Source organism: Pseudomonas rhizoryzae (genome assembly GCF_005250615.1).
Taxonomy (GTDB): domain Bacteria; phylum Pseudomonadota; class Gammaproteobacteria; order Pseudomonadales; family Pseudomonadaceae; genus Chryseomonas; species Chryseomonas rhizoryzae.
The window spans coordinates 55,602-74,068 of the sequence record NZ_SULM01000015.1 but is presented as its reverse complement, the minus strand read 5'-3'; the positions used below and the strand labels follow the sequence as shown (position 1 = coordinate 74,068).

Here is an 18,467-nt window from a genome sequence, read left to right as displayed (position 1 = left end):
GGATAAGCTGGCGGACATTATAAGGAGCGGCGCGGCCGGGGAACACGGCCGGCGCTGCCGATGAGGAGGAGCTCCATGTCCCTTGATGAACTGGTAATGACTGCCGATCACTACCTGGAAAGTGCCCGTATCCAGGACTACTGCCCGAATGGGCTGCAGGTCCAGGGGCGGGCACAGGTCCGGTTGCTGGTCAGTGGGGTTACCGCCTCCCAACAATTATTGGACGCGGCGGTGGCCGCTGGGGCCGATGCCATCCTGGTGCATCACGGCTACTTCTGGAAAAACGAAGATGCCCGGCTGATCGGCATGAAGCATCGGCGGATCAAGACGTTGTTGAGCCACGACATCAGCCTGCTGGCCTATCATTTGCCATTGGATGTCCATGCCGAGGTGGGCAACAACGTCCAGTTGGGTCGACGCCTGGGTCTGCAGAACATCATGCCATTACCGGGCGACGCCAGGAGCCTGATCTGGCAGGGTGAGCTGGCCCAGCCACTCTCCGCTGAGGCCTTCGGGCAGCAGGTGGCGGAGCGGCTGCAGCGCACGCCGCTGGTGGTCGATGGTGGACGGCCGATCCGGCGGCTGGCCTGGTGTACTGGAGGCGCCCAGGGTTACATCGACCAGGCCATCGCCGCCGGGGTGGATGCCTATCTGACCGGCGAGGTGTCCGAACAAACGGTGCACAGCGCTCGCGAGAATGGCGTGAGCTTTTTCGCCGCCGGTCATCATGCCACCGAGCGCTATGGCGTGCAGGCCTTGGGCGACTATCTGGCCGCACAACTGGGCATCGAGCATCGCTTCATCGATTGCGATAACCCCGCCTGAGCGTCATAAGCATAGAACTTCTGGTTCTAAATTGGTGGGCGAGCCATAACCTTAGCCTATGATAAGGTTTGGATTCGTCCACGGCCCGCTCCGTCCGGGGTGTCCAGTCGCCTGGATGCCGCAACGGATATCCCTTAGGCCACCTTCTGCAATCGTGAGTAGCCATGCTCGACAAACAGACGCATCTCAAACAACTTGAGGCGGAAAGCATCCACATCATCCGTGAAGTGGCCGCCGAGTTCGACAATCCGGTCATGCTGTATTCCATCGGCAAGGATTCAGCCGTGATGCTGCATTTGGCCCGCAAGGCCTTCTTTCCCGGCAAGTTGCCGTTCCCGGTACTCCACGTGGACACCGGTTGGAAATTCCAGGCCATGTACGAATTCCGCGACCGCATGGTGCAGGACATGGGCCTGGACCTGCTGGTGCACAAGAATCCGGAAGGGGTCGCCCAGGGCATCAATCCCTTCACCCATGGCAGCGCCAAGCACACCGACATCATGAAGACCCAGGGCCTCAAGCAGGCGCTGGACAAGTACGGTTTCGATGCGGCCTTCGGCGGCGCCCGCCGCGATGAAGAGAAGTCCCGTGCCAAGGAGCGCGTCTACTCCTTCCGTGACAGCAAGCACCGCTGGGACCCGAAGAACCAGCGTCCGGAGCTGTGGAACATCTACAACGGCAAGACCAACAAGGGCGAGTCGATCCGGGTCTTCCCGCTGTCCAACTGGACCGAGCTGGACATCTGGCAATACATCTACCTCGAAGGCATCCCGATCGTGCCGCTGTACTTCGCCGCCGAGCGCGAAGTGATCGAGAAGAACGGCACCCTGCTCATGATCGACGACGACCGCATCCTCGAGCACCTCTCGCCCGAGGAAAAGGCGCGCATCCACAAGCGCCAGGTGCGCTTCCGTACTCTCGGCTGCTACCCCCTGACCGGCGCGGTGGAGTCCCAGGCGACCACGCTGACGGACATCATCCAGGAGATGCTGCTCACCCGCACCTCCGAACGCCAGGGCCGGGTCATCGACCACGATGGCGCCGGATCCATGGAAGAGAAGAAACGTCAGGGGTATTTCTAAGATGTCGCACCAATCCGATCTGATCGGCCAGGACATCCTGGCCTACCTCGCGCAGCACGAACGCAAGGAGCTGCTGCGCTTCCTCACCTGCGGCAACGTCGACGATGGCAAGAGCACTCTGATCGGGCGCTTGCTGCACGACTCCAAGATGATCTACGAGGATCACCTGGAAGCCATCACCCGCGACTCCAAGAAGGTGGGCACCACCGGCGAGGAGGTCGATCTGGCGTTGCTGGTGGACGGCCTACAGGCCGAGCGCGAGCAGGGCATCACCATCGACGTGGCCTACCGCTACTTCTCCACCGCCAAGCGCAAGTTCATCATCGCCGATACCCCCGGCCATGAGCAGTACACCCGCAACATGGCTACCGGGGCGTCCACCTGCGACCTGGCGATCATCCTGGTCGACGCCCGCTACGGCATCCAGACCCAGACCCGTCGGCACAGCTACATCGCCTCGCTGCTGGGCATCAAGCACATCGTGGTCGCCATCAACAAGATGGACCTGCTGGGCTTCGACGAAGCCGTGTTCGAGCGTATCAAGGACGACTACCTGGCCTTCGCCCAGCGCATCGACCTGAACGCCAAGGACATTCACTTCGTACCCATGTCGGCGCTCAAGGGCGACAACGTGGTGAATCGCAGCGAGCAGACGCCCTGGTACAGTGGCAAGCCGCTGATGGAAATCCTCGAGACCGTGGAGATCGCCGCGGATCGCAACCTGGACGACCTGCGCTTCCCGGTGCAGTACGTCAACCGCCCCAACCTCAACTTCCGCGGTTTCGCCGGGACCCTGGCCTCGGGCGTGGTGACCAAGGGCGATGCCGTGGTGGTCCTGCCGTCGGGCAAGGGCAGCCGGGTCAAGTCCATCGTCACCTACGACGGTGAGCTGGAGCAGGCCGGTCCTGGCCAGGCCGTCACCCTGACGCTGGAAGACGAGATCGACATCTCTCGTGGCGATGTCCTGGTGCATGCCGACAACCGTCCCCAGGTGACCGACAGCTTCGAAGCCATGCTGGTATGGATGGCCGAAGAGCCCATGCGGCCCGGCAAGAAATACGACATCAAGCGCGCCACCAGCTACGTGCCCGGTTCGCTGCCGAGCATCGTCCATACCGTGGACGTCAACACCCTGGAACACGGCGCCGCCAGCGAGCTGAAGCTCAACGAAATCGCCCGGGTCAAGGTGGCTCTGGATGCTTCCATCGCCCTGGATGGCTATGGCGTCAACCGCACCACCGGTGCCTTCATCGTCATCGACCGCCTGACCAACGGCACCGTCGGTGCGGGCATGATCATCGCCGAGCCGGTGGGTAGCGGCGGTCATGGCCAAAGCGCGCACCAGTTGCACGTCGGCACCGCCGAGCGTGCCGCCCGCTTCGGTCAGCAGCCAACCACCGTGCTCTTCACTGGCTTGTCCGGTGCCGGCAAGACCACCCTGGCCTATGCCCTGGAGCGGCGCCTGTTCAATGCCGGGCGTGCGGTCTTCGTGCTGGATGGCCAGAATCTGCGCCATGACCTGAACAAGGGATTGCCGCAGGATCGCGCCGGTCGCCGCGAGAACTGGTTGCGTGCTGCCCAGGTGGCCCGTCAGTTCAACGAGGCAGGTCTGATCGCCCTGGCGGCCTTCGTGGCGCCAGATGCCGAGGGTCGTGCCCAGGCTCAGGCGCTGATCGGTGCCGAGCGTCTGCTGACGGTCCACGTCAAGGCATCGCCCAAGGCCTGTGCTGAGCGGGATCCGCAAGGTCTCTATGCCGCGGCTGGCGACAATATCCCGGGCATCTCCTTTGCCTATGACGCGCCTGAAGACGCCGATCTGGTATTGGATACCGAGCAGTTGTCGGTAGAGGAGGGCGTTCAGCAGATTCTCGACGCTCTGCGCCAGCGCCAGGTGATCTAAGGCACCTGTAATAAAAAAACCCGCCTTTCGGCGGGTTTTTTATTAGGCCTTACCAGCGCGGCGGCGGGCCATAGTAGTAGCCGCCGGGTGGGGGCGGGGGGCCGTAATACACGGGGCGCGGCTCGACCACGCGGTACTCATAGACCGGCGCGGGCTGGTAGTAAACCACCGGCGGTGGCGGAGGTGGGGGCGGTCCCTGGACATAGACCGGCTCCCGGGCATAGGAGTTGGAGATGATGGCTCCGCCGACCACGGCACCCACCACCGCACCGAAAAAGGCCGGACCGGGACCACGACCGTGGGCGGACGCCTGGCCTGCAATGGCGAGGCAGCCGGCAAGCACCACAACCTGAGTGATGCGACGTAGCATGATGATTCTCCTGCGGCCCGGGGTTCTGAAACCGGGCCTCTCTATCAGACCGCAACGGCGGCGAGTCGCCTAGACGCGGCGGGGTAAAGTTTGGGTAAAACCAAATCCGGCGACATCAGTCCCAACAACGCAAGGTCGACGTGTCCCCAGGCCCTTGGGACGCATCTCCTCCTGTATTAGGTACCGCTTGAGGTGCCCTGACCGCGAGACCGCCGTGCAGATTCTCTATACCGCTCTGATCCTGTTGCTGGTGGTGGGTGCCACCCGCCTCAGCGCCCATCTCATCCCCATTCCGCTGCCCTTGATTCAAGTCGTGGTCGGCGCCTTGCTCGCCTGGCCTACCTTAGGGCTACACGTGGCCCTGGACCCTGAGCTGTTCCTGCTGCTGTTCATCCCGGCGCTGTTGTTCTCCGATGGCTGGCGCATGCCCAAGCGCGAATTCTGGCGGCTGCGGCGACCCATCTTCGTGCTGGCCTTCGGTCTGGTCTTCCTTACGGTACTCGGAGCCGGCTGGTTCCTGCACTGGATGCTCAAGCTCCCCTGGGCGGTGGCCTTTGCCTTGGCCGCCGTGCTGTCGCCCACCGATGCCGTGGCCGTCTCCAGCATCGTCCGGGGTCGCCTGCCCAGCTCGCTGCTGCACGTGATTCAGGGGGAGGCGCTGCTCAACGATGCATCCGGCCTGGTGACCTTCAAGTTCGCCGTGGCGGCGGTCCTGACCGGGGTGTTCTCGCTGAGCCAGGCCAGCCTGAATTTCGTCGTCGTCGCAGTCGGTGGAGTGTTGGTGGGTGCCGTGCTGAGCTGGCTGGTCGGCCGGGCGCGCGCCTGGATGGTGATCAGCCGGGGCTGGAGCGATGCCGCGCCTCATGTGGTCTTCATGCTACTGCTGCCGTTCGCTGCCTACGTGCTGGCGGAGCGCCTCGGCGTCTCGGGCATTCTGTCGGCGGTCGCCGCCGGGATGATGCAGAGCCGGGTCGACATGCTGCCTCGGCAAACCGCCACCCGCTTGCTCAATCACAGTGTCTGGGGGCTGGTGGAGTTCGCTTTCAACGGCCTGGTTTTCCTCATCTTGGGATTGCAGTTGCCTGACATCCTAGCGGCGGCCTTGCCGGCATCCCAGGCGCTCTGGCCCGCGGCTGGTTGGCTGGCGCTCTATGTGGTGGGCTCCTATCTAGTGATCATGACCATTCGCTTCGCCGTCATTCTGGGTTATTGGCACCTCACCCAGCCCAGCGAAGGCCCCATGACCATCGCTGGAGATCCACGCTGTATCGCCGCCATCGCCTCTCTCAGCGGGGTACGCGGGGCGGTGACCCTCGCCGGTGTGTTGTCCTTGCCACTGGTGCTGTCGAACGGGACGCCCTTTCCTCTGCGTGATGTCCTGGTGTTCATCGCGGCTGGCGTCATCCTGCTGTCCCTGGTGGTAGCGAGCATCGGCATTCCGCTGTTGCTGGCGCGTCTACCGGAGCAATCCAACGACCTCTTGGAGCGTGAACGCTGCGAGGTGCGTATCAATGCCGCCCGGGCAGCCATCAGCGCGTTGGAGGGGGTGGAGTCGGGCGAGACGGAAGAGCCGGCGCGAGCGGCCCTGCAGGCCGAGATCAAGGCTGGCATCATCGCGGAATTCCGCGATGAGCTGAGTTCAGCCGATGACAGCGAGGATGCCAGAGCGCTGGCCCGGCTGAGGGACAGTCTGGATGGCGAGCTACGCCTGCTCGCCATCCGTGCCCAGCGCCGCGAACTCTATCGGCTGCGTATCGCTGGCGTGATCGACGACCTGGTAGTCACTGAATTCCTGCGCGAGCTGGATATCCAGGAGACCGCGCTGATGCGCGATCAAGGCAATCGTTAGCGACTGCAGAAGCGGCGGATGCGCTCCGCTGCTTCCACGCACTCGGCCAGCGGGGCGACCAGCGCCATGCGCACCCGTCCGGCGCCCGGATTGATGCCGCCCACTTCACGGGACAGATAGGAGCCGGGCACCACGGTGACGTGTTCCGCAGCGAAGAGCTCGCGCGCGAAGGTTTCGTCATCGCCCGGCGTCTTCGCCCAGAGGTAGAAACCGCCGTCAGGTAGCGATACGTCCAGGCTGCCCTGGAGGACATCCAGGACGGCGGCGAATTTCTGCCGATAGAGTTCGCGGTTCTCGCGCACGTGGGCCTCGTCACGCCAGGCGACGGCGCTGGCCTTCTGTACCTGCACCGGCATGGCACAGCCGTGGTAGGTGCGATAGAGCAGAAAGCGCTTGAGGATGGCGGCATCGCCAGCGACGAAGCCCGATCTCATGCCTGGCAAGTTGGAACGCTTGGACAGGCTGTGGAAGACCACGCAGCGGGCGAAGTCGCTGCGGCCCAGTTCCGCACAGGCGGTGAGCAGGCCGGGTGGCGGATTGTCTTCGTCGAAGTAGAGCTCGCTGTAGCACTCGTCGGCGGCGATCACGAAGTCATGGCGATCAGCGAGTTCGATGAGCTTCTTCTGGGTCTCCAGGGGCAGCAGAGCCCCCGTGGGATTGCCGGGCGAGCAGAGGAACAGTAGCTGGCAACGTTCCCAGACCTCGGTCGGAACGCTGTCGAAGTCCGGATTGAAACCCTGCTCCGCCAGGCAGGGCAGATAGTGGGGCTCGGCGCCGGCCAGCAGGGCGGCACCCTCGTAGATCTGGTAGAAGGGATTGGGGCTCAGCACCAGGCCGGCCTTGGTGCGATCCACCACCGCCTGGGTGAAGGAGAACAGGGCCTCGCGGGTACCGGTCACGGGCAGCACGTGGCGCGCCGGATCCAGCCAGCCCGCGGGCACGGCGAAGCGCCGGCTGGCCCAATCGGCGATGGCTTCGCGCAGGTCGGCGATACCCAGGGTGGTCGGGTAAACCGCCAGTTGATCCAGGTTGGCGGTCAGCGCCTCGGCGACGAACGCCGGCGCCGGATGCTTGGGCTCGCCGATCGACAGCGGAATGGCCTTGATCGCCGCCGGTGGAGTGACGCCAGCGAGCAGGGCGCGGAGCTTCTCGAACGGATAGGGATGCAACAGGTCGAGGGTGGGGTTCATCGTCGGGTGGTCCTTCGTTCGAGGCGCTAGATACTGATGCGGGTGAGCGGCGTCTGGCTGTCCGCCTCGCCCAGTTGCTTGATCAGGGCTTGCTGCAGGGCGGTGCAGAGTTGCGGGTCCGACAGGGGTCGTCCTTGCGCGTCAGTGACATAGAAGACGTCTTCCACGCGCTCACCGAGGGTGGCGATCTTGGCGTTGAGCACGGACAGGTCGAAGTCGAGGAAGATACGCCCCACCCGGGCCAGCAGGCCGGGGCGATCCGGGGCGATCAGCTCGATCAGGCTCGCGGAGCGCGCGGTCTCGGTATAGATGTTCACCTGGGGTGCGAAGCCGAAATGCTTGAGCTGCCGGGTGACACGCCGGTTGATGATGCTCGGATACTCTTCCGGATGCTTCAGGGCTTCGGTCAGGCCGGCGCGGATCTGGGCGACTCGCGCCGGGTTGTTGCCGATCGAGCCGCCGTCGGCATCCAGCACTATGTAGGTGTCGAGGGTGAACTGGCTGGTCGAGGTGATGATGCGCGCGTCCTGAATGTTCAGGTTGAGCTGGTCCATCACCGCCACGGTCACCGCGAAGAAGTCGTGCTGGTCCGCGGCATAGATGAAGATCTGCGTCCCGCCCTCGGAGTCGCGTTGAGTCGTCTCGCGGATCAACACCAGCGGCTCGGCGACATCGTCATGGCCGAGGATGGCCTCGGTGTGCCAGGCAACGTCCAGGGCCGTGTGGCGCAGGAAATAGTGGTCACCCAGCTGCGACCACAGCTGTTCGGCGGCGTCCGCGTCGATTCCACGGCGTATCAGGGTATCCAGTGCCGACTGCTGGGTACTGCGGATCTGCTCTTCGCGGTTGACCGGGTTCTCCAGGCCGCGGCGCAGGGCGCGCTTGGTTTCGGTGTACAGCTGCCGGAGCAGCGTCGCGCGCCAGGAGTTCCACAGCGACGGATTGGTCGCGGTGATGTCGGCGACGGTGAGCACGTACAGATAGTCGAGGTGCGTGTGGTCGCCGACCGTCAGGGCGAAATCGTGGATCACCTGCGGATCGGACAGGTCCTTGCGCTGGGCGGTGGTCGACATCACCAGGTGGTTGCGTACCAGCCAGCTGACCAGGCGCGTGTCCCATTCGGGTAGCTGATGGCGACGACCGAAGGCTTCCACGTCCTCGGCTCCGAGCTCCGAGTGATCGCCACCACGGCCCTTGGCAATATCGTGGTAGAGGCCGGCGATGTAGATCAGCTCCGGCTTCGGCAGCTTGTGGATCACCCGGGTCGCCAGCGGATACTTCTCGGCGAGCACGTCGTAGCTCATCTTGCGCAGGTGCTTGATGAGATTCAGGGTGTGGGCATCGACCGTGTAGATATGGAAGAGGTCATGCTGCATCTGGCCGACGATCTGGCCGAATTCGGGTAGATAGAGGCCCAGCAGTCCGTAGCGATTCATCCGCCGCAGGTTGCGATGGATGCCGGATTCGCTTTTGAGCAGCTCGATGAACAGGCTGGTGTTGCGGATGTCCTGGCGGAAGGTGTCGTCGATCAGGTGGCGGCTGTCGCGCAGCAGGCGAATGGTGCCGGCGCTGGGGCCCTTGATCTCGGGATTCTGGGCCAGCAGGACGAACAGCTCCATCAGGGCGAAGGGGGTGCGCAGGAAGACCTGGGGATGCACCACCTCCAGGTAGCCATGGCGTACCTGGAATCTGTTGTTGAGCGGGGTGGCGGCACCAGGCGTCTGGTCGTCGCGCAGGTTCACTTCCTCGAAGTGCTGCATCACCACGTCGCTGAGCTGGGAGACATCCATCACCACGCGGTAGTACTTCTGCATGAAGCGCTCCACCGCCAGCTTGGCATCGTTGTCCTCGTAGCCGAGCAGGTTGGCGATGCGTCGCTGGTGGTCGAACAGCAGGCGATCCTCCGGGCGGCCAGCCAGCATGTGCAGCGCGTAGCGGACCTTCCACAGGTATTCCTGGGCCGAGATCAGCAGGCTGCATTCGCTCTCGGTAAGAAAGCCCTGGCCAACCAGGGCTTGCAGATTCAGGGTGCCGAACTGGCGCCGGGCGATCCACAGCAGGGTCTGGATGTCCCGCAGGCCACCTGGCGAGCCCTTGACGTTGGGTTCGAGGTTGTATTCGGTATCGTTGTACTTGGCGTGCCGCGTGCTTTGCTCGGCACGCTTGGCCAGATAGAAGTCGCGTCCGGGCCACAGATGTTCGACGCTGGTCGCTTGCAGCATCGCCTGGCGCAGTGCCTCGGGACCGGCCAGCGTCCGGCTTTCCATGAGGTTGGTGATCACCGTCAGGTCGGCGATAGCCTCGGTGGTGCATTCGCGCAGGGATCTCACGCTCTGCCCGACCGCCAGGCCCACGTCCCACAGCAACGTCAGAAAGCCTTCGATAGGCTCGCGGAAACGCTCCTGTTCCTCTTCGGCCAGCAGGATCAGCAGATCGATGTCGGAATGTGGATGCAGCTCGCCCCGGCCGTAGCCGCCTACCGCCAGCAGGGCGATGCCGCCATCCGGCCAATCGAAGCGATTCCAGGCCGCGACCAGCATCTGATCGACGAACCAGGCGCGGTCTTCTACCAGCCGCCGTACGCTACGCCCCGCCAGGAAGCGGGCATCGAGGGTCGCGTTCGCCGCACGGATGAATTTCTTGAAAGCCGCGATGGGGCTGGCTTTCAGCGAGAGTTCAGCTTGGAACTGGCCGGCGTCGAACAACTCCGAATCGACCTGGGGCATGGTGCGCTCACCTCACGCAGAAACGCGGGGAAAGGTTTCATCCTTTCGCAGAGTCAGGATCTCGTAACCCTGGTCGGTGACCAGTACCGTGTGTTCCCACTGGGCGGACAGCTTGCGGTCCTTGGTGATGGCGGTCCAGCCATCGCCCAGCAGGCGGGTCTCGTAGCGGCCCTGATTGATCATCGGTTCGATGGTGAAGATCATGCCGGCCTGCAGCTCCAGTCCAGTGCCGGCGCGACCGTAGTGCACCACCTGCGGCTCTTCATGGAAGCCCTTGCCGATACCGTGGCCGCAATACTCGCGCACCACCGAGAAGCCATTCTTTTCGGCATGCTTCTGGATGATCTCGCCGATGTCGCCGAGGCGCGCGCCCGGGCGGACCAGGGAGATACCTTTATAGAGGCATTCCTGGGTGACCTGGCACAGACGATCGGCCCATTCGGGGACGTCGCCCACCAGGTACATCTTGCTGGTATCGCCGTGGTAGCCGTCTTTGATCACGGTGATGTCCACGTTCATGATGTCGCCGCTCTTGAGCGGCTTGTCATTGGGAATACCGTGGCAGACCACGTGGTTCAGCGAGGTGCAGATGGATTTCGGATAGCCCTTGTAGTTCAGCGGGGCGGGGATGGCCTGCTGCACGTTGACGATGTAGTCATGGGCCAGGCGATCCAGTTCCTCGGTGGTTATGCCGGGACGGATATGCTCGTCCAGCATTTCGAGCACCTCGGCGGCCAGTTGGCCGGCGATGCGCATCTTGGCGATGTCTTCGGGGGTCTTCAGGATGACAGTCATCGGAAATCTCTAGGTATCACGGCGGGCATTGGCGTTCGATCCGCTATTCTACCAGAGCTGGCGTCCGCGCTGGGTCGCCAGGGCGTCCGGTCTTTCTGGTTCGCGGCAATACCCGCTGGTGGTATTCGGTCAAGCGTGATATAAAGTCGCGCGCTTTTTCGGGGCTCTGCCCTTTTGCGCTCCTAACCCCACACACGCATCGACACGATGACCTGGGTGCTTCCGCAAGGAGGTTGGTCATTGGGATGCGTGGAGGCCCAACCCGACTACGAGGAACATCTAATGTCTCAAGTCTCCATGCGTGACATGCTGAAAGCCGGCGTGCATTTCGGCCACCAAACCCGTTACTGGAACCCGAAGATGGGCAAGTACATCTTCGGCGCGCGTAACAAGATCCACATCATCAACCTCGAAAAGACCCTGCCGATGTTCAACGAGGCCCTGACCTTCGTTGAGCGCCTGGCTTCCGGCAAGAACAAGATCCTGTTCGTCGGCACCAAGCGTTCCGCCGGCAAGATCGTTCGTGAAGAAGCCGCTCGTTGCGGTCAGCCCTTCGTCGACCACCGCTGGTTGGGCGGCATGCTGACCAACTACAAGACCATCCGTGCTTCGATCAAGCGTCTGCGCGATCTGGAAGTCCAGTCCCAGGACGGTACTTTCGATAAGCTGACCAAGAAAGAAGCTCTGATGCGCACCCGCGATCTCGAGAAGCTCGAGCGCAGCCTGGGTGGTATCAAGGACATGGGCGGTCTGCCGGACGCGCTGTTCGTGGTTGACGTCGATCACGAGCGCATCGCCATCACCGAAGCCAACAAGCTGGGCATCCCGGTCATCGGCGTGGTCGATACCAACAGCAGTCCGGAAGGCGTGGACTACGTCATCCCCGGTAACGACGACGCCTTCCGCGCCGTCCAGCTGTACCTGAGCAGCGTTGCTGACGCTGTTCTGCGTGGCGGCAGCAATGCCGGCGCCGGTGAGCAATTCGTCGAAGAAACCGCTGCCGAAGCCGTCGAGGGCTAAGCGAAGCGACCCCTGGGGTCGAGTGGTTCGACGCGCGAGAAGGGGGCCTAGCCCCCTTTTTGCCTACTAGCGTTTCATTGGCTCCGCCATCCGTGCGGAGTGACCTCGAAACCGATTCAAGAGGATTTCAAACATGGCAGAAATCACTGCAGCCCTGGTCAAAGAACTGCGCGAGCGTACCGGCCAAGGCATGATGGATTGCAAGAAGGCCCTGGCCGCTGCCGGTGGCGACATCGAAAAGGCCATCGACGACATGCGCGCCGCTGGTGCCATCAAGGCCGCCAAAAAGGCCGGTAACGTGGCTGCCGAAGGCTCCATCGCGGTCAAGGTCGCCGACGACCACAAGGCTGCCGTCATCATCGAAGTCAACTCCCAGACCGACTTCCTGGCTCTGCAGGACGACTTCAAGGGTTTCGTCTCCGCCAGCCTGGACAAGGCCTTCGCCGAGAAGATGAGCGACGCCGCTCCGCTGATCGCTGCTCAGGAAGGTGCTCGTGAAGCCCTGGTCGCCAAGTGCGGCGAGAACGTCAACATCCGTCGCCTGACCCGTGTCGAAGGCGATGTGGTTGGCGCCTACCTCCACGGCCACCGCATCGGCGTGGTCGTCACCTTGCAGGGTGGCACCGCCGAACTGGCCAAGGAAATCGCCATGCACGTCGCGGCGAGCAATCCCCAGTTCCTGAACCCCTCCCAGGTTTCCGAAGAAGCCATCGCCAAGGAAAAGGAAATCTTCCTGGCGCTGAACGCCGACAAGATCGCCGGCAAGCCGGAAAACATCGTGGAGAACATGGTCAAGGGTCGTATCAACAAGTTCCTGGCCGAAGCCAGCCTGGTTGAGCAGCCTTTCATCAAGGACCCGGAAGTCAAGGTCGGCGAACTGGCCAAGAAAGCCGGTGCCGAGATCGTCTCCTTCGTGCGTTACGAAGTGGGTGAAGGCATCGAGAAAGCCGAAGTCGACTTCGCTGCTGAAGTCGCTGCCCAGCTGGCGGCCAGCAAGCAGTAAGATCGGCATCCGCTGATGACCAGGAGGCCGCCCGCTTCGAGCGCGCGGCCTCTTTGTCAAATTGGAAGGCAGGTCTAGTTTCTCGCCTCCCAACGAGTTTTTTGCTGATTCGAGTGAACGCAACTGCAGTTGCGCTTTCCTATCGCTGGATCAAAATCCCCCGCATATGTTCATCGCCACAGGAGAGAGTGAATGGCACAGCAGATGAGTGGTCGCCAACCCCGTTACAAGCGTATTCTGCTGAAGCTCAGTGGCGAAGCCCTGATGGGCAGCGAAGACTTCGGGATCGACCCCAAGGTGCTGGACCGCATGTCGCTCGAGATCGGGCAGCTGGTGGGTATCGGCGTCCAGGTCGGTCTGGTGATCGGTGGTGGCAATCTGTTCCGCGGTGCGGCGCTGTCCGCGGCGGGCATGGATCGGGTGACCGGTGACCACATGGGCATGCTGGCCACGGTGATGAACGCCCTGGCCATGCGTGATGCGCTGGAGCGTTCCAACATCCCCGCGACCGTGATGTCCGCGATCTCCATGGTCGGCGTGACCGACCAGTACGATCGCCGCAAGGCCCTGCGCCAATTGAAGGGCGGCGAAGTGGTCATTTTCTCCGCCGGCACCGGCAATCCGTTCTTCACCACCGATTCCGCCGCCTGCTTGCGGGCGATCGAAGTGGAAGCCGATCTGGTGCTCAAGGCCACCAAGGTAGATGGTGTATACACGGCCGATCCCTTCAAGGATCCCAATGCCGAAAAATTCGAGCGTCTGACCTATGACGAAGTGCTCGACCGCAAACTGGGTGTCATGGACCTCACGGCCATCTGTCTCTGCCGTGACCACAGCATGCCGTTGCGGGTATTCAACATGAACAAGCCCGGCGCCCTGCTCAACATCGTGGTGGGCGGTGGCGAGGGTACCCTGATCGAGGAGGGAGCAGCATGATCGACGAGATCAAGAAGGATGCGCAGGCGCGCATGACCAAGACCCTGGAAGCCCTGGGCCACACCTTTGCCAAGATCCGTACCGGACGTGCTCATCCGAGCATTCTGGACAGCGTCATGGTGTCCTATTACGGCAGCGACACGCCGCTGCGTCAGGTCGCCAACGTCACCGTTGAGGATTCCCGTACCCTGGCCCTGAGCGTGTTCGACAAGAGCATGATCCAGGCGGTGGAAAAGGCCATCATGACCTCGGACCTGGGGCTGAACCCGGCCACCGCAGGTACCACCATTCGGGTGCCGATGCCGGCGCTGACCGAGGAGACGCGCAAGGGCTATACCAAGCAGGCGCGTGCCGAGGCCGAGCAGGCGCGGGTATCGGTGCGCAACATCCGTCGCGACGCCCTGGCCCAGCTCAAGGATCTCCTCAAGGAAAAGGAAATCAGCGAAGACGAAGATCGTCGCGCTCAGGACGAAGTCCAGAAGCTGACTGACAAGTATGTGGCCGAGGTGGACAAGGCTTTGGAGGCCAAGGAAGCCGACTTGATGGCTGTTTGACAACGGTTGGGACGTAGCATGGGCATGAGCAAGCCAGGCAAGGTGGTGCCACGTCACGTGGCAATCATCATGGATGGGAATAATCGCTGGGCACGTCGCCGGCTGCTGCCGGGCGTCGCTGGCCACAAGGCCGGCGTCGACGCCGTGCGGGCGGTCATCGAGGTCTGCGGCGACGCCGGGGTCGAGGTGCTGACGCTGTTCGCCTTCTCCAGCGAGAATTGGCGCCGTCCGGCCGATGAGGTGGGTGCACTGATGGAACTCTTCCTTTCTGCGCTGCGGCGGGAAGCCAAGAAGTTGCATCAGAACGGCATTCGTCTGCGCATCATTGGTGATCGCTCGCTGTTCCATCCGGAACTGCAAGCGGCCATGGCCGAGGTGGAAGCGCTCACGGCCCACCATACCCGGTTCGTCCTGCAGATCGCCGCCAACTACGGTGGTCAGTGGGACATCACCCAGGCTGCCCAGCAGTTGGCGCTGCAAGTCCAGCAGGGGGCACTGCAGCCGGACGCCATCACGCCGGAACTGCTGCAGAGTCGCCTGGCAACCGGTGATCTGCCATTGCCCGATCTGTGCATCCGTACGGGGGGTGAGCATCGGATCAGCAACTTCCTGCTCTGGCAGATCGCCTATGCCGAGCTGTACTTCTCCGACCTGTTCTGGCCGGACTTCAAGCACGAAGCCATGCAGGCGGCCCTGGCCGATTTCGCCACGCGCCAGCGGCGCTTCGGCAGAACCTGCGAACAGGTGGAAGCGGAGCTACGCGCCTAATGCTGAAACAGCGAATCATGACGGCGATGGTGCTTCTGCCCATCGCCCTGGCGGGTTTTTTCTGGCTGGAAGGCGCGGCCTTCGCGCTGTTCATCGGCGCGGTCGTCGTGCTGGGTGCCTGGGAGTGGGCGCGCCTGGCGGGTCTGGAAGCCCAGGGCCTGCGCTGTGCCTATGCGGCCATCGTCGGCATCGCGCTGCTGGTCTGCTGGTGGCTGCCGGCCGGAGCTCATGGGTTGTTGTTCATCAGTCTGGCCTGGTGGCTGTATGCGACCGTTCTGGTGCTTACCTATCCCGATAGCGCCCGTGCCTGGCAGGCGCCCTGGCGCCGCCTGCTCATAGGCCTGGTCGTGCTGGTGCCGGCCTGGCAGGGGCTGATGTTGCTCAAGGCAGCGCCGGGCGGAAATCTATTGATTCTCGAAGTGATGATGCTGGTCTGGTTGGCCGACATCTTCGCCTATTTTTCCGGCAGGGCTTTCGGCAAGCGCAAGCTGGCGCCGGCAGTAAGCCCGGGCAAGAGCTGGGAAGGCCTCTATGGCGGCCTGGCGGCAGCGCTGATTGCGACCCTGGTGCTAGGGCTTGTTAGGGGCTGGGGGCTGGGTGATCTGCTGCAGGCGCTCATCGGTGCCGCCTGCGTGGTGCTCATCTCCGTGGTAGGGGATCTCACCGAAAGCATGTTCAAGCGCCAGGCGGGCGTGAAGGACAGCAGCCAGCTGCTGCCGGGTCACGGTGGCGTTCTGGATCGCATCGATAGTCTCACGGCTGCCGTACCCCTGTTCGCGCTACTGCTCTGGTGGGCGGGTTGGGGTGTGCAGTGAGTGTCCAGCAACTGTGTGTGCTAGGGGCGACGGGTTCCATCGGTGCCAGCACCCTGGATGTGGTGGCGCAACACCCTGAGCGCTACGAGGTCTTCGCTCTTAGCGGACACCGCCGTCTGAACGAACTGGCAGAGCTCTGCTGCCGTTTCCGGCCCGTCTATGCTGCTGTACCGGACGAGGCATCGGCCAGGCAGCTGAGGCTGCTGCTTGAAGACGCCGAGTCGATTCCTGAAATCCTGATAGGCGAGGGCGGGCTGGAAGCCATAGCTGCCGATCCGCGGGTCGATACCGTGATGGCGGCGATTGTCGGTGCGGCGGGCTTGAAGCCCACCCTGGCAGCGGTAAAGGCGGGCAAGCGGGTACTGCTGGCCAATAAGGAAGCCTTGGTGATGAGCGGCGCCCTGTTCATCGAAGCGGTGCGCGCCAGTGGGGCGACCCTGCTACCGATCGACAGCGAGCACAACGCCATCTTCCAATGCCTGGCCGATCCGGCCAGTCCTGGTCTGACGCGCAAGGGTGTGCGCCGCATTCTGTTGACCGCTTCGGGCGGCCCGTTCCGGCAGACGCCTGCTGAGCAACTGATTGGGGTGACCCCCGACCAGGCCTGCGCCCATCCCAAGTGGTCGATGGGGCGGAAGATCTCGGTAGACTCTGCGACCCTGATGAACAAGGGGCTCGAGTTGATCGAGGCCTGCTGGCTATTCGAGGCTACGCCCGAGCAGGTCGAGGTAGTGATCCATCCACAGAGCGTCATCCATTCTCTAGTGGACTATGTGGATGGCTCAGTACTGGCTCAATTGGGCAATCCCGATATGCGTACGCCTATCGCCCATGCCATGGCCTGGCCGGAGCGCATCGATTCCGGTGTAGCGGCGCTGGACCTGTTCGACATCGCTCGGCTCGAATTCGAGCGTCCCGATGAGGAGCGTTTTCCCTGTCTGCGTCTCGCCCGTGAAGCCGCCCAGGCGGGCGGTTGCATGCCGGCGACGCTCAATGCCGCCAATGAGGTAGCCGTCGAGGCCTTCCTCGAGGGTCGACTGGGGTTCACTGAAATTCCGCAACTGATCGAGTCGGTGCTCGCCAGCGCCGAGCCTCGTCCGGCAAAGGATCTCGCCGCGATCTTCGCGGCCGATACCACCGCTCGGCAGCTGGCACGGGAGTGGCTGGCGAGACGCTGAATACGCGCCTCGACACCCGGTCCGCGAGTCCGCAGAATCTGCACACTGAGGTAGCGGAGGCAGTCCATGACCATCCTTTATACGATACTGGGAACCCTGATCGCCTTGGGCGTGCTGGTGACCATCCACGAGTATGGTCATTTCTGGACGGCGCGCCGTTGCGGCGTTAAGGTGCTGCGCTTTTCCGTTGGCTTCGGTAAGCCGCTGGCACGCTGGCATGATCGACACGGCACCGAATTCGTCGTCGCAGCCATCCCCTTGGGTGGCTACGTGAAGATGCTGGATGAGCGCGAAGCGCCGGTTGCGCCCGAAGAGCAGCATGCCGCCTTCAATCGCAAGACGGTGCGTCAGCGCATCGCCATCGTGGCGGCAGGTCCTATCGCCAACTTCCTGCTGGCCATCCTGTTCTTCTGGCTGCTGGCAATGCTGGGCTCCCAGCAGCCTCTCCCGGTGGTGGGTTCGGTTGTGTCCGGTACCCCCGCAGCCATGGCTGGCATTCCGATAGGGGCTGAACTGACCGCGGTCGATGGCTCTCAAGTGGATAGCTGGTCAGCGGTCAATCTGCTATTGGTCGATCGACTGGGCGAGAGTGGTCCGCTGGAGATTCGCTACAGGCTGCCGGGCACCACGGCAGAGCAAAGCACTGTCATCCAGCTCGATGCCTGGCTGCGTGGCGCCGAAGATCCCGATCCCATTCAGGCCCTGGGTCTAAAGCCCTGGCGGCCCCGGGTGCCGGCGGTCGTCGCTGAACTGGATCCGGTAGGTCCGGCTCAGGCCGCCGGCCTACGAACGGGTGATCGTCTGGTTGCCCTGGACGGTGACGCCATTGGTGATTGGCAGCAGGCTGTGGATTGGGTACGCGCCCATCCCAATCGCAAGGTAACGCTGACCTTCGAGCGGCAGGGCCAGCGGCAGGAAATATCCGTCCATCTGGGGGCTCACCGTGTCGATTCGACAGAGACGGGCTATCTCGGTGCTGGCGTAGCTCCCGTCAAGTGGCCGGCGGATATGGTGCGCGAAATCAGCTATGGACCGGTGGCAGCGGTCGGGGAGGGGGTTAGCCGTACCTGGCAGATGAGCGTGCTGACGCTGGTTTCCCTGAAGAAGATGCTCTTGGGAGAGCTGTCGGTAAAAAACTTGAGCGGGCCGATAACCATTGCTAAAGTGGCGGGCGCTTCTGCTCAGTCAGGCCTCGGGGACTTCCTCAATTTTCTGGCATACCTGAGCATTAGCCTGGGGGTTCTGAATCTGTTGCCGATCCCAGTGCTCGACGGTGGCCATCTGGTGTTCTATGTCGTCGAGTGGATTCGCGGGCGGCCCTTGTCCGAGCGTGTGCAGACATGGGGCATGCAGATCGGTATTAGCCTCGTCGTGGGTGTGATGCTGCTGGCCTTGGTCAATGACCTCGGTCGCCTCTGACACTCTGCTGATTGCCGAATCTGCCGCCCAGTGCGGC

General features: G+C 63.0%; 16 protein-coding genes. 12 read left to right on the top strand and 4 right to left on the bottom strand.

The window, feature by feature from the left end; translation table 11 throughout:
• The first annotated feature begins 60 nt into the window (after positions 1–60).
• The 3 genes from FAZ11_RS21550 to cysN all read left to right on the top strand — a co-directional run bounded on the left by FAZ11_RS21550 (position 61) and on the right by cysN (position 3,807).
• Positions 61–825, top strand: coding sequence for a Nif3-like dinuclear metal center hexameric protein (locus FAZ11_RS21550; RefSeq protein ID WP_058766813.1), 765 nt, complete (start codon positions 61–63; stop codon positions 823–825).
• A 164-nt stretch (positions 826–989) separates the two neighbouring features.
• A complete protein-coding gene (cysD, locus tag FAZ11_RS21545) occupies positions 990–1,907 on the top strand; it encodes a sulfate adenylyltransferase subunit CysD (RefSeq protein WP_058761973.1) in 918 nt (305 codons plus the stop codon).
• 1 nt (position 1,908) lies between these two features.
• A complete protein-coding gene (gene cysN / locus FAZ11_RS21540) occupies positions 1,909–3,807 on the top strand; it encodes a sulfate adenylyltransferase subunit CysN (protein WP_058766815.1) in 1,899 nt (632 codons plus the stop codon).
• 49 nt (positions 3,808–3,856) lie between these two features.
• Here the strand turns inward: cysN and FAZ11_RS21535 are convergent, their stop codons facing one another.
• The gene (locus tag FAZ11_RS21535; RefSeq protein ID WP_058761975.1) at positions 3,857–4,177 is read right to left on the bottom strand and encodes a hypothetical protein; all 321 of its coding nucleotides are present in this window, start codon (positions 4,175–4,177) and stop codon (positions 3,857–3,859) included.
• Positions 4,178–4,391: 214 nt separating this feature from the next.
• Between FAZ11_RS21535 and FAZ11_RS21530 the strand changes: the two genes are divergently transcribed.
• Complete coding sequence (locus FAZ11_RS21530) at positions 4,392–6,026, top strand: Na+/H+ antiporter (protein WP_058772504.1); 1,635 nt, start codon at positions 4,392–4,394, stop codon at positions 6,024–6,026.
• Here FAZ11_RS21530 and dapC read toward each other — a convergent pair.
• The 3 genes from dapC to map are packed head-to-tail and all read right to left on the bottom strand — an operon-like array spanning position 6,023 to position 10,737.
• Positions 6,023–7,216 carry a succinyldiaminopimelate transaminase gene (dapC, locus tag FAZ11_RS21525; protein ID WP_137279578.1) on the bottom strand — a complete coding sequence of 398 codons (1,194 nt, stop codon included), beginning with the start codon at positions 7,214–7,216 and terminating at the stop codon, positions 6,023–6,025. The two genes, FAZ11_RS21530 and dapC, sit on opposite strands and share 4 nt — an antisense overlap.
• Before the next feature lie 26 nt (positions 7,217–7,242).
• Positions 7,243–9,942, bottom strand: a complete 2,700-nt coding sequence (locus FAZ11_RS21520; RefSeq protein WP_058761978.1) for a [protein-PII] uridylyltransferase — start codon at positions 9,940–9,942, stop codon at positions 7,243–7,245.
• A gap of 12 nt (positions 9,943–9,954) precedes the next feature.
• Positions 9,955–10,737, bottom strand: a complete 783-nt coding sequence (gene map, locus FAZ11_RS21515) for a type I methionyl aminopeptidase (RefSeq protein WP_058761979.1) — start codon at positions 10,735–10,737, stop codon at positions 9,955–9,957.
• Positions 10,738–11,019: 282 nt separating this feature from the next.
• On the opposite strand from map, the gene rpsB reads away from it, so the two are divergent.
• The 8 genes from rpsB (at position 11,020) to rseP (ending at position 18,430) form a co-directional block, all read left to right on the top strand.
• Positions 11,020–11,757 carry a 30S ribosomal protein S2 gene (rpsB, locus tag FAZ11_RS21510; RefSeq protein WP_058761980.1) on the top strand — a complete coding sequence of 246 codons (738 nt, stop codon included), beginning with the start codon at positions 11,020–11,022 and terminating at the stop codon, positions 11,755–11,757.
• A gap of 133 nt (positions 11,758–11,890) precedes the next feature.
• Complete coding sequence (gene tsf, locus FAZ11_RS21505; protein ID WP_058766640.1) at positions 11,891–12,760, top strand: translation elongation factor Ts; 870 nt, start codon at positions 11,891–11,893, stop codon at positions 12,758–12,760.
• Between the two features lie 192 nt (positions 12,761–12,952).
• The gene (pyrH, locus tag FAZ11_RS21500) at positions 12,953–13,696 is read left to right on the top strand and encodes a UMP kinase (protein ID WP_058761982.1); all 744 of its coding nucleotides are present in this window, start codon (positions 12,953–12,955) and stop codon (positions 13,694–13,696) included.
• Positions 13,693–14,250: a ribosome recycling factor gene (gene frr, locus FAZ11_RS21495; RefSeq protein ID WP_058761983.1), complete on the top strand. Its 558-nt coding sequence runs from the start codon at positions 13,693–13,695 to the stop codon at positions 14,248–14,250. Before pyrH ends, frr begins: the two co-directional genes overlap by 4 nt.
• An 18-nt stretch (positions 14,251–14,268) precedes the next feature.
• Positions 14,269–15,018 carry a polyprenyl diphosphate synthase gene (gene uppS / locus FAZ11_RS21490; RefSeq protein ID WP_099049440.1) on the top strand — a complete coding sequence of 250 codons (750 nt, stop codon included), beginning with the start codon at positions 14,269–14,271 and terminating at the stop codon, positions 15,016–15,018.
• Positions 15,018–15,833 (top strand): phosphatidate cytidylyltransferase, encoded by an 816-nt coding sequence (locus FAZ11_RS21485; RefSeq protein WP_058766639.1) that lies wholly within the window; start codon positions 15,018–15,020, stop codon positions 15,831–15,833. The genes uppS and FAZ11_RS21485 overlap by 1 nt, the downstream gene beginning before the upstream one ends.
• Entirely contained in the window at positions 15,830–17,011 is a 1,182-nt protein-coding gene (gene ispC, locus FAZ11_RS21480; protein WP_058785197.1) for a 1-deoxy-D-xylulose-5-phosphate reductoisomerase, read from the top strand. Before FAZ11_RS21485 ends, ispC begins: the two co-directional genes overlap by 4 nt.
• A 66-nt stretch (positions 17,012–17,077) precedes the next feature.
• On the top strand, positions 17,078–18,430 hold the full coding sequence (gene rseP / locus FAZ11_RS21475; protein WP_058785198.1) for an RIP metalloprotease RseP: 1,353 nt from the start codon (positions 17,078–17,080) through the stop codon (positions 18,428–18,430).
• Positions 18,431–18,467: the final 37 nt, after the last annotated feature.

Excerpts from the sequence above, each read along its gene's own strand:
- FAZ11_RS21550 (WP_058766813.1), top strand. The coding sequence starts at position 61 with ATGAGGAGGAGCTCCATGTCCCTTGATGAACTGGTAATGACTGCCGAT.
- cysD (WP_058761973.1), top strand. The coding sequence starts at position 990 with ATGCTCGACAAACAGACGCATCTCAAACAACTTGAGGCGGAAAGCATC.
- cysN (WP_058766815.1), top strand. The coding sequence starts at position 1,909 with ATGTCGCACCAATCCGATCTGATCGGCCAGGACATCCTGGCCTACCTC.
- FAZ11_RS21535 (WP_058761975.1), bottom strand. The coding sequence starts at position 4,177 with ATGCTACGTCGCATCACTCAGGTTGTGGTGCTTGCCGGCTGCCTCGCC.
- dapC (WP_137279578.1), bottom strand. The coding sequence starts at position 7,216 with ATGAACCCCACCCTCGACCTGTTGCATCCCTATCCGTTCGAGAAGCTC.
- FAZ11_RS21520 (WP_058761978.1), bottom strand. The coding sequence starts at position 9,942 with ATGCCCCAGGTCGATTCGGAGTTGTTCGACGCCGGCCAGTTCCAAGCT.
- map (WP_058761979.1), bottom strand. The coding sequence starts at position 10,737 with ATGACTGTCATCCTGAAGACCCCCGAAGACATCGCCAAGATGCGCATC.
- rpsB (WP_058761980.1), top strand. The coding sequence starts at position 11,020 with ATGTCTCAAGTCTCCATGCGTGACATGCTGAAAGCCGGCGTGCATTTC.
- tsf (WP_058766640.1), top strand. The coding sequence starts at position 11,891 with ATGGCAGAAATCACTGCAGCCCTGGTCAAAGAACTGCGCGAGCGTACC.
- pyrH (WP_058761982.1), top strand. The coding sequence starts at position 12,953 with ATGGCACAGCAGATGAGTGGTCGCCAACCCCGTTACAAGCGTATTCTG.
- frr (WP_058761983.1), top strand. The coding sequence starts at position 13,693 with ATGATCGACGAGATCAAGAAGGATGCGCAGGCGCGCATGACCAAGACC.
- uppS (WP_099049440.1), top strand. The coding sequence starts at position 14,269 with ATGGGCATGAGCAAGCCAGGCAAGGTGGTGCCACGTCACGTGGCAATC.
- FAZ11_RS21485 (WP_058766639.1), top strand. The coding sequence starts at position 15,018 with ATGCTGAAACAGCGAATCATGACGGCGATGGTGCTTCTGCCCATCGCC.
- rseP (WP_058785198.1), top strand. The coding sequence starts at position 17,078 with ATGACCATCCTTTATACGATACTGGGAACCCTGATCGCCTTGGGCGTG.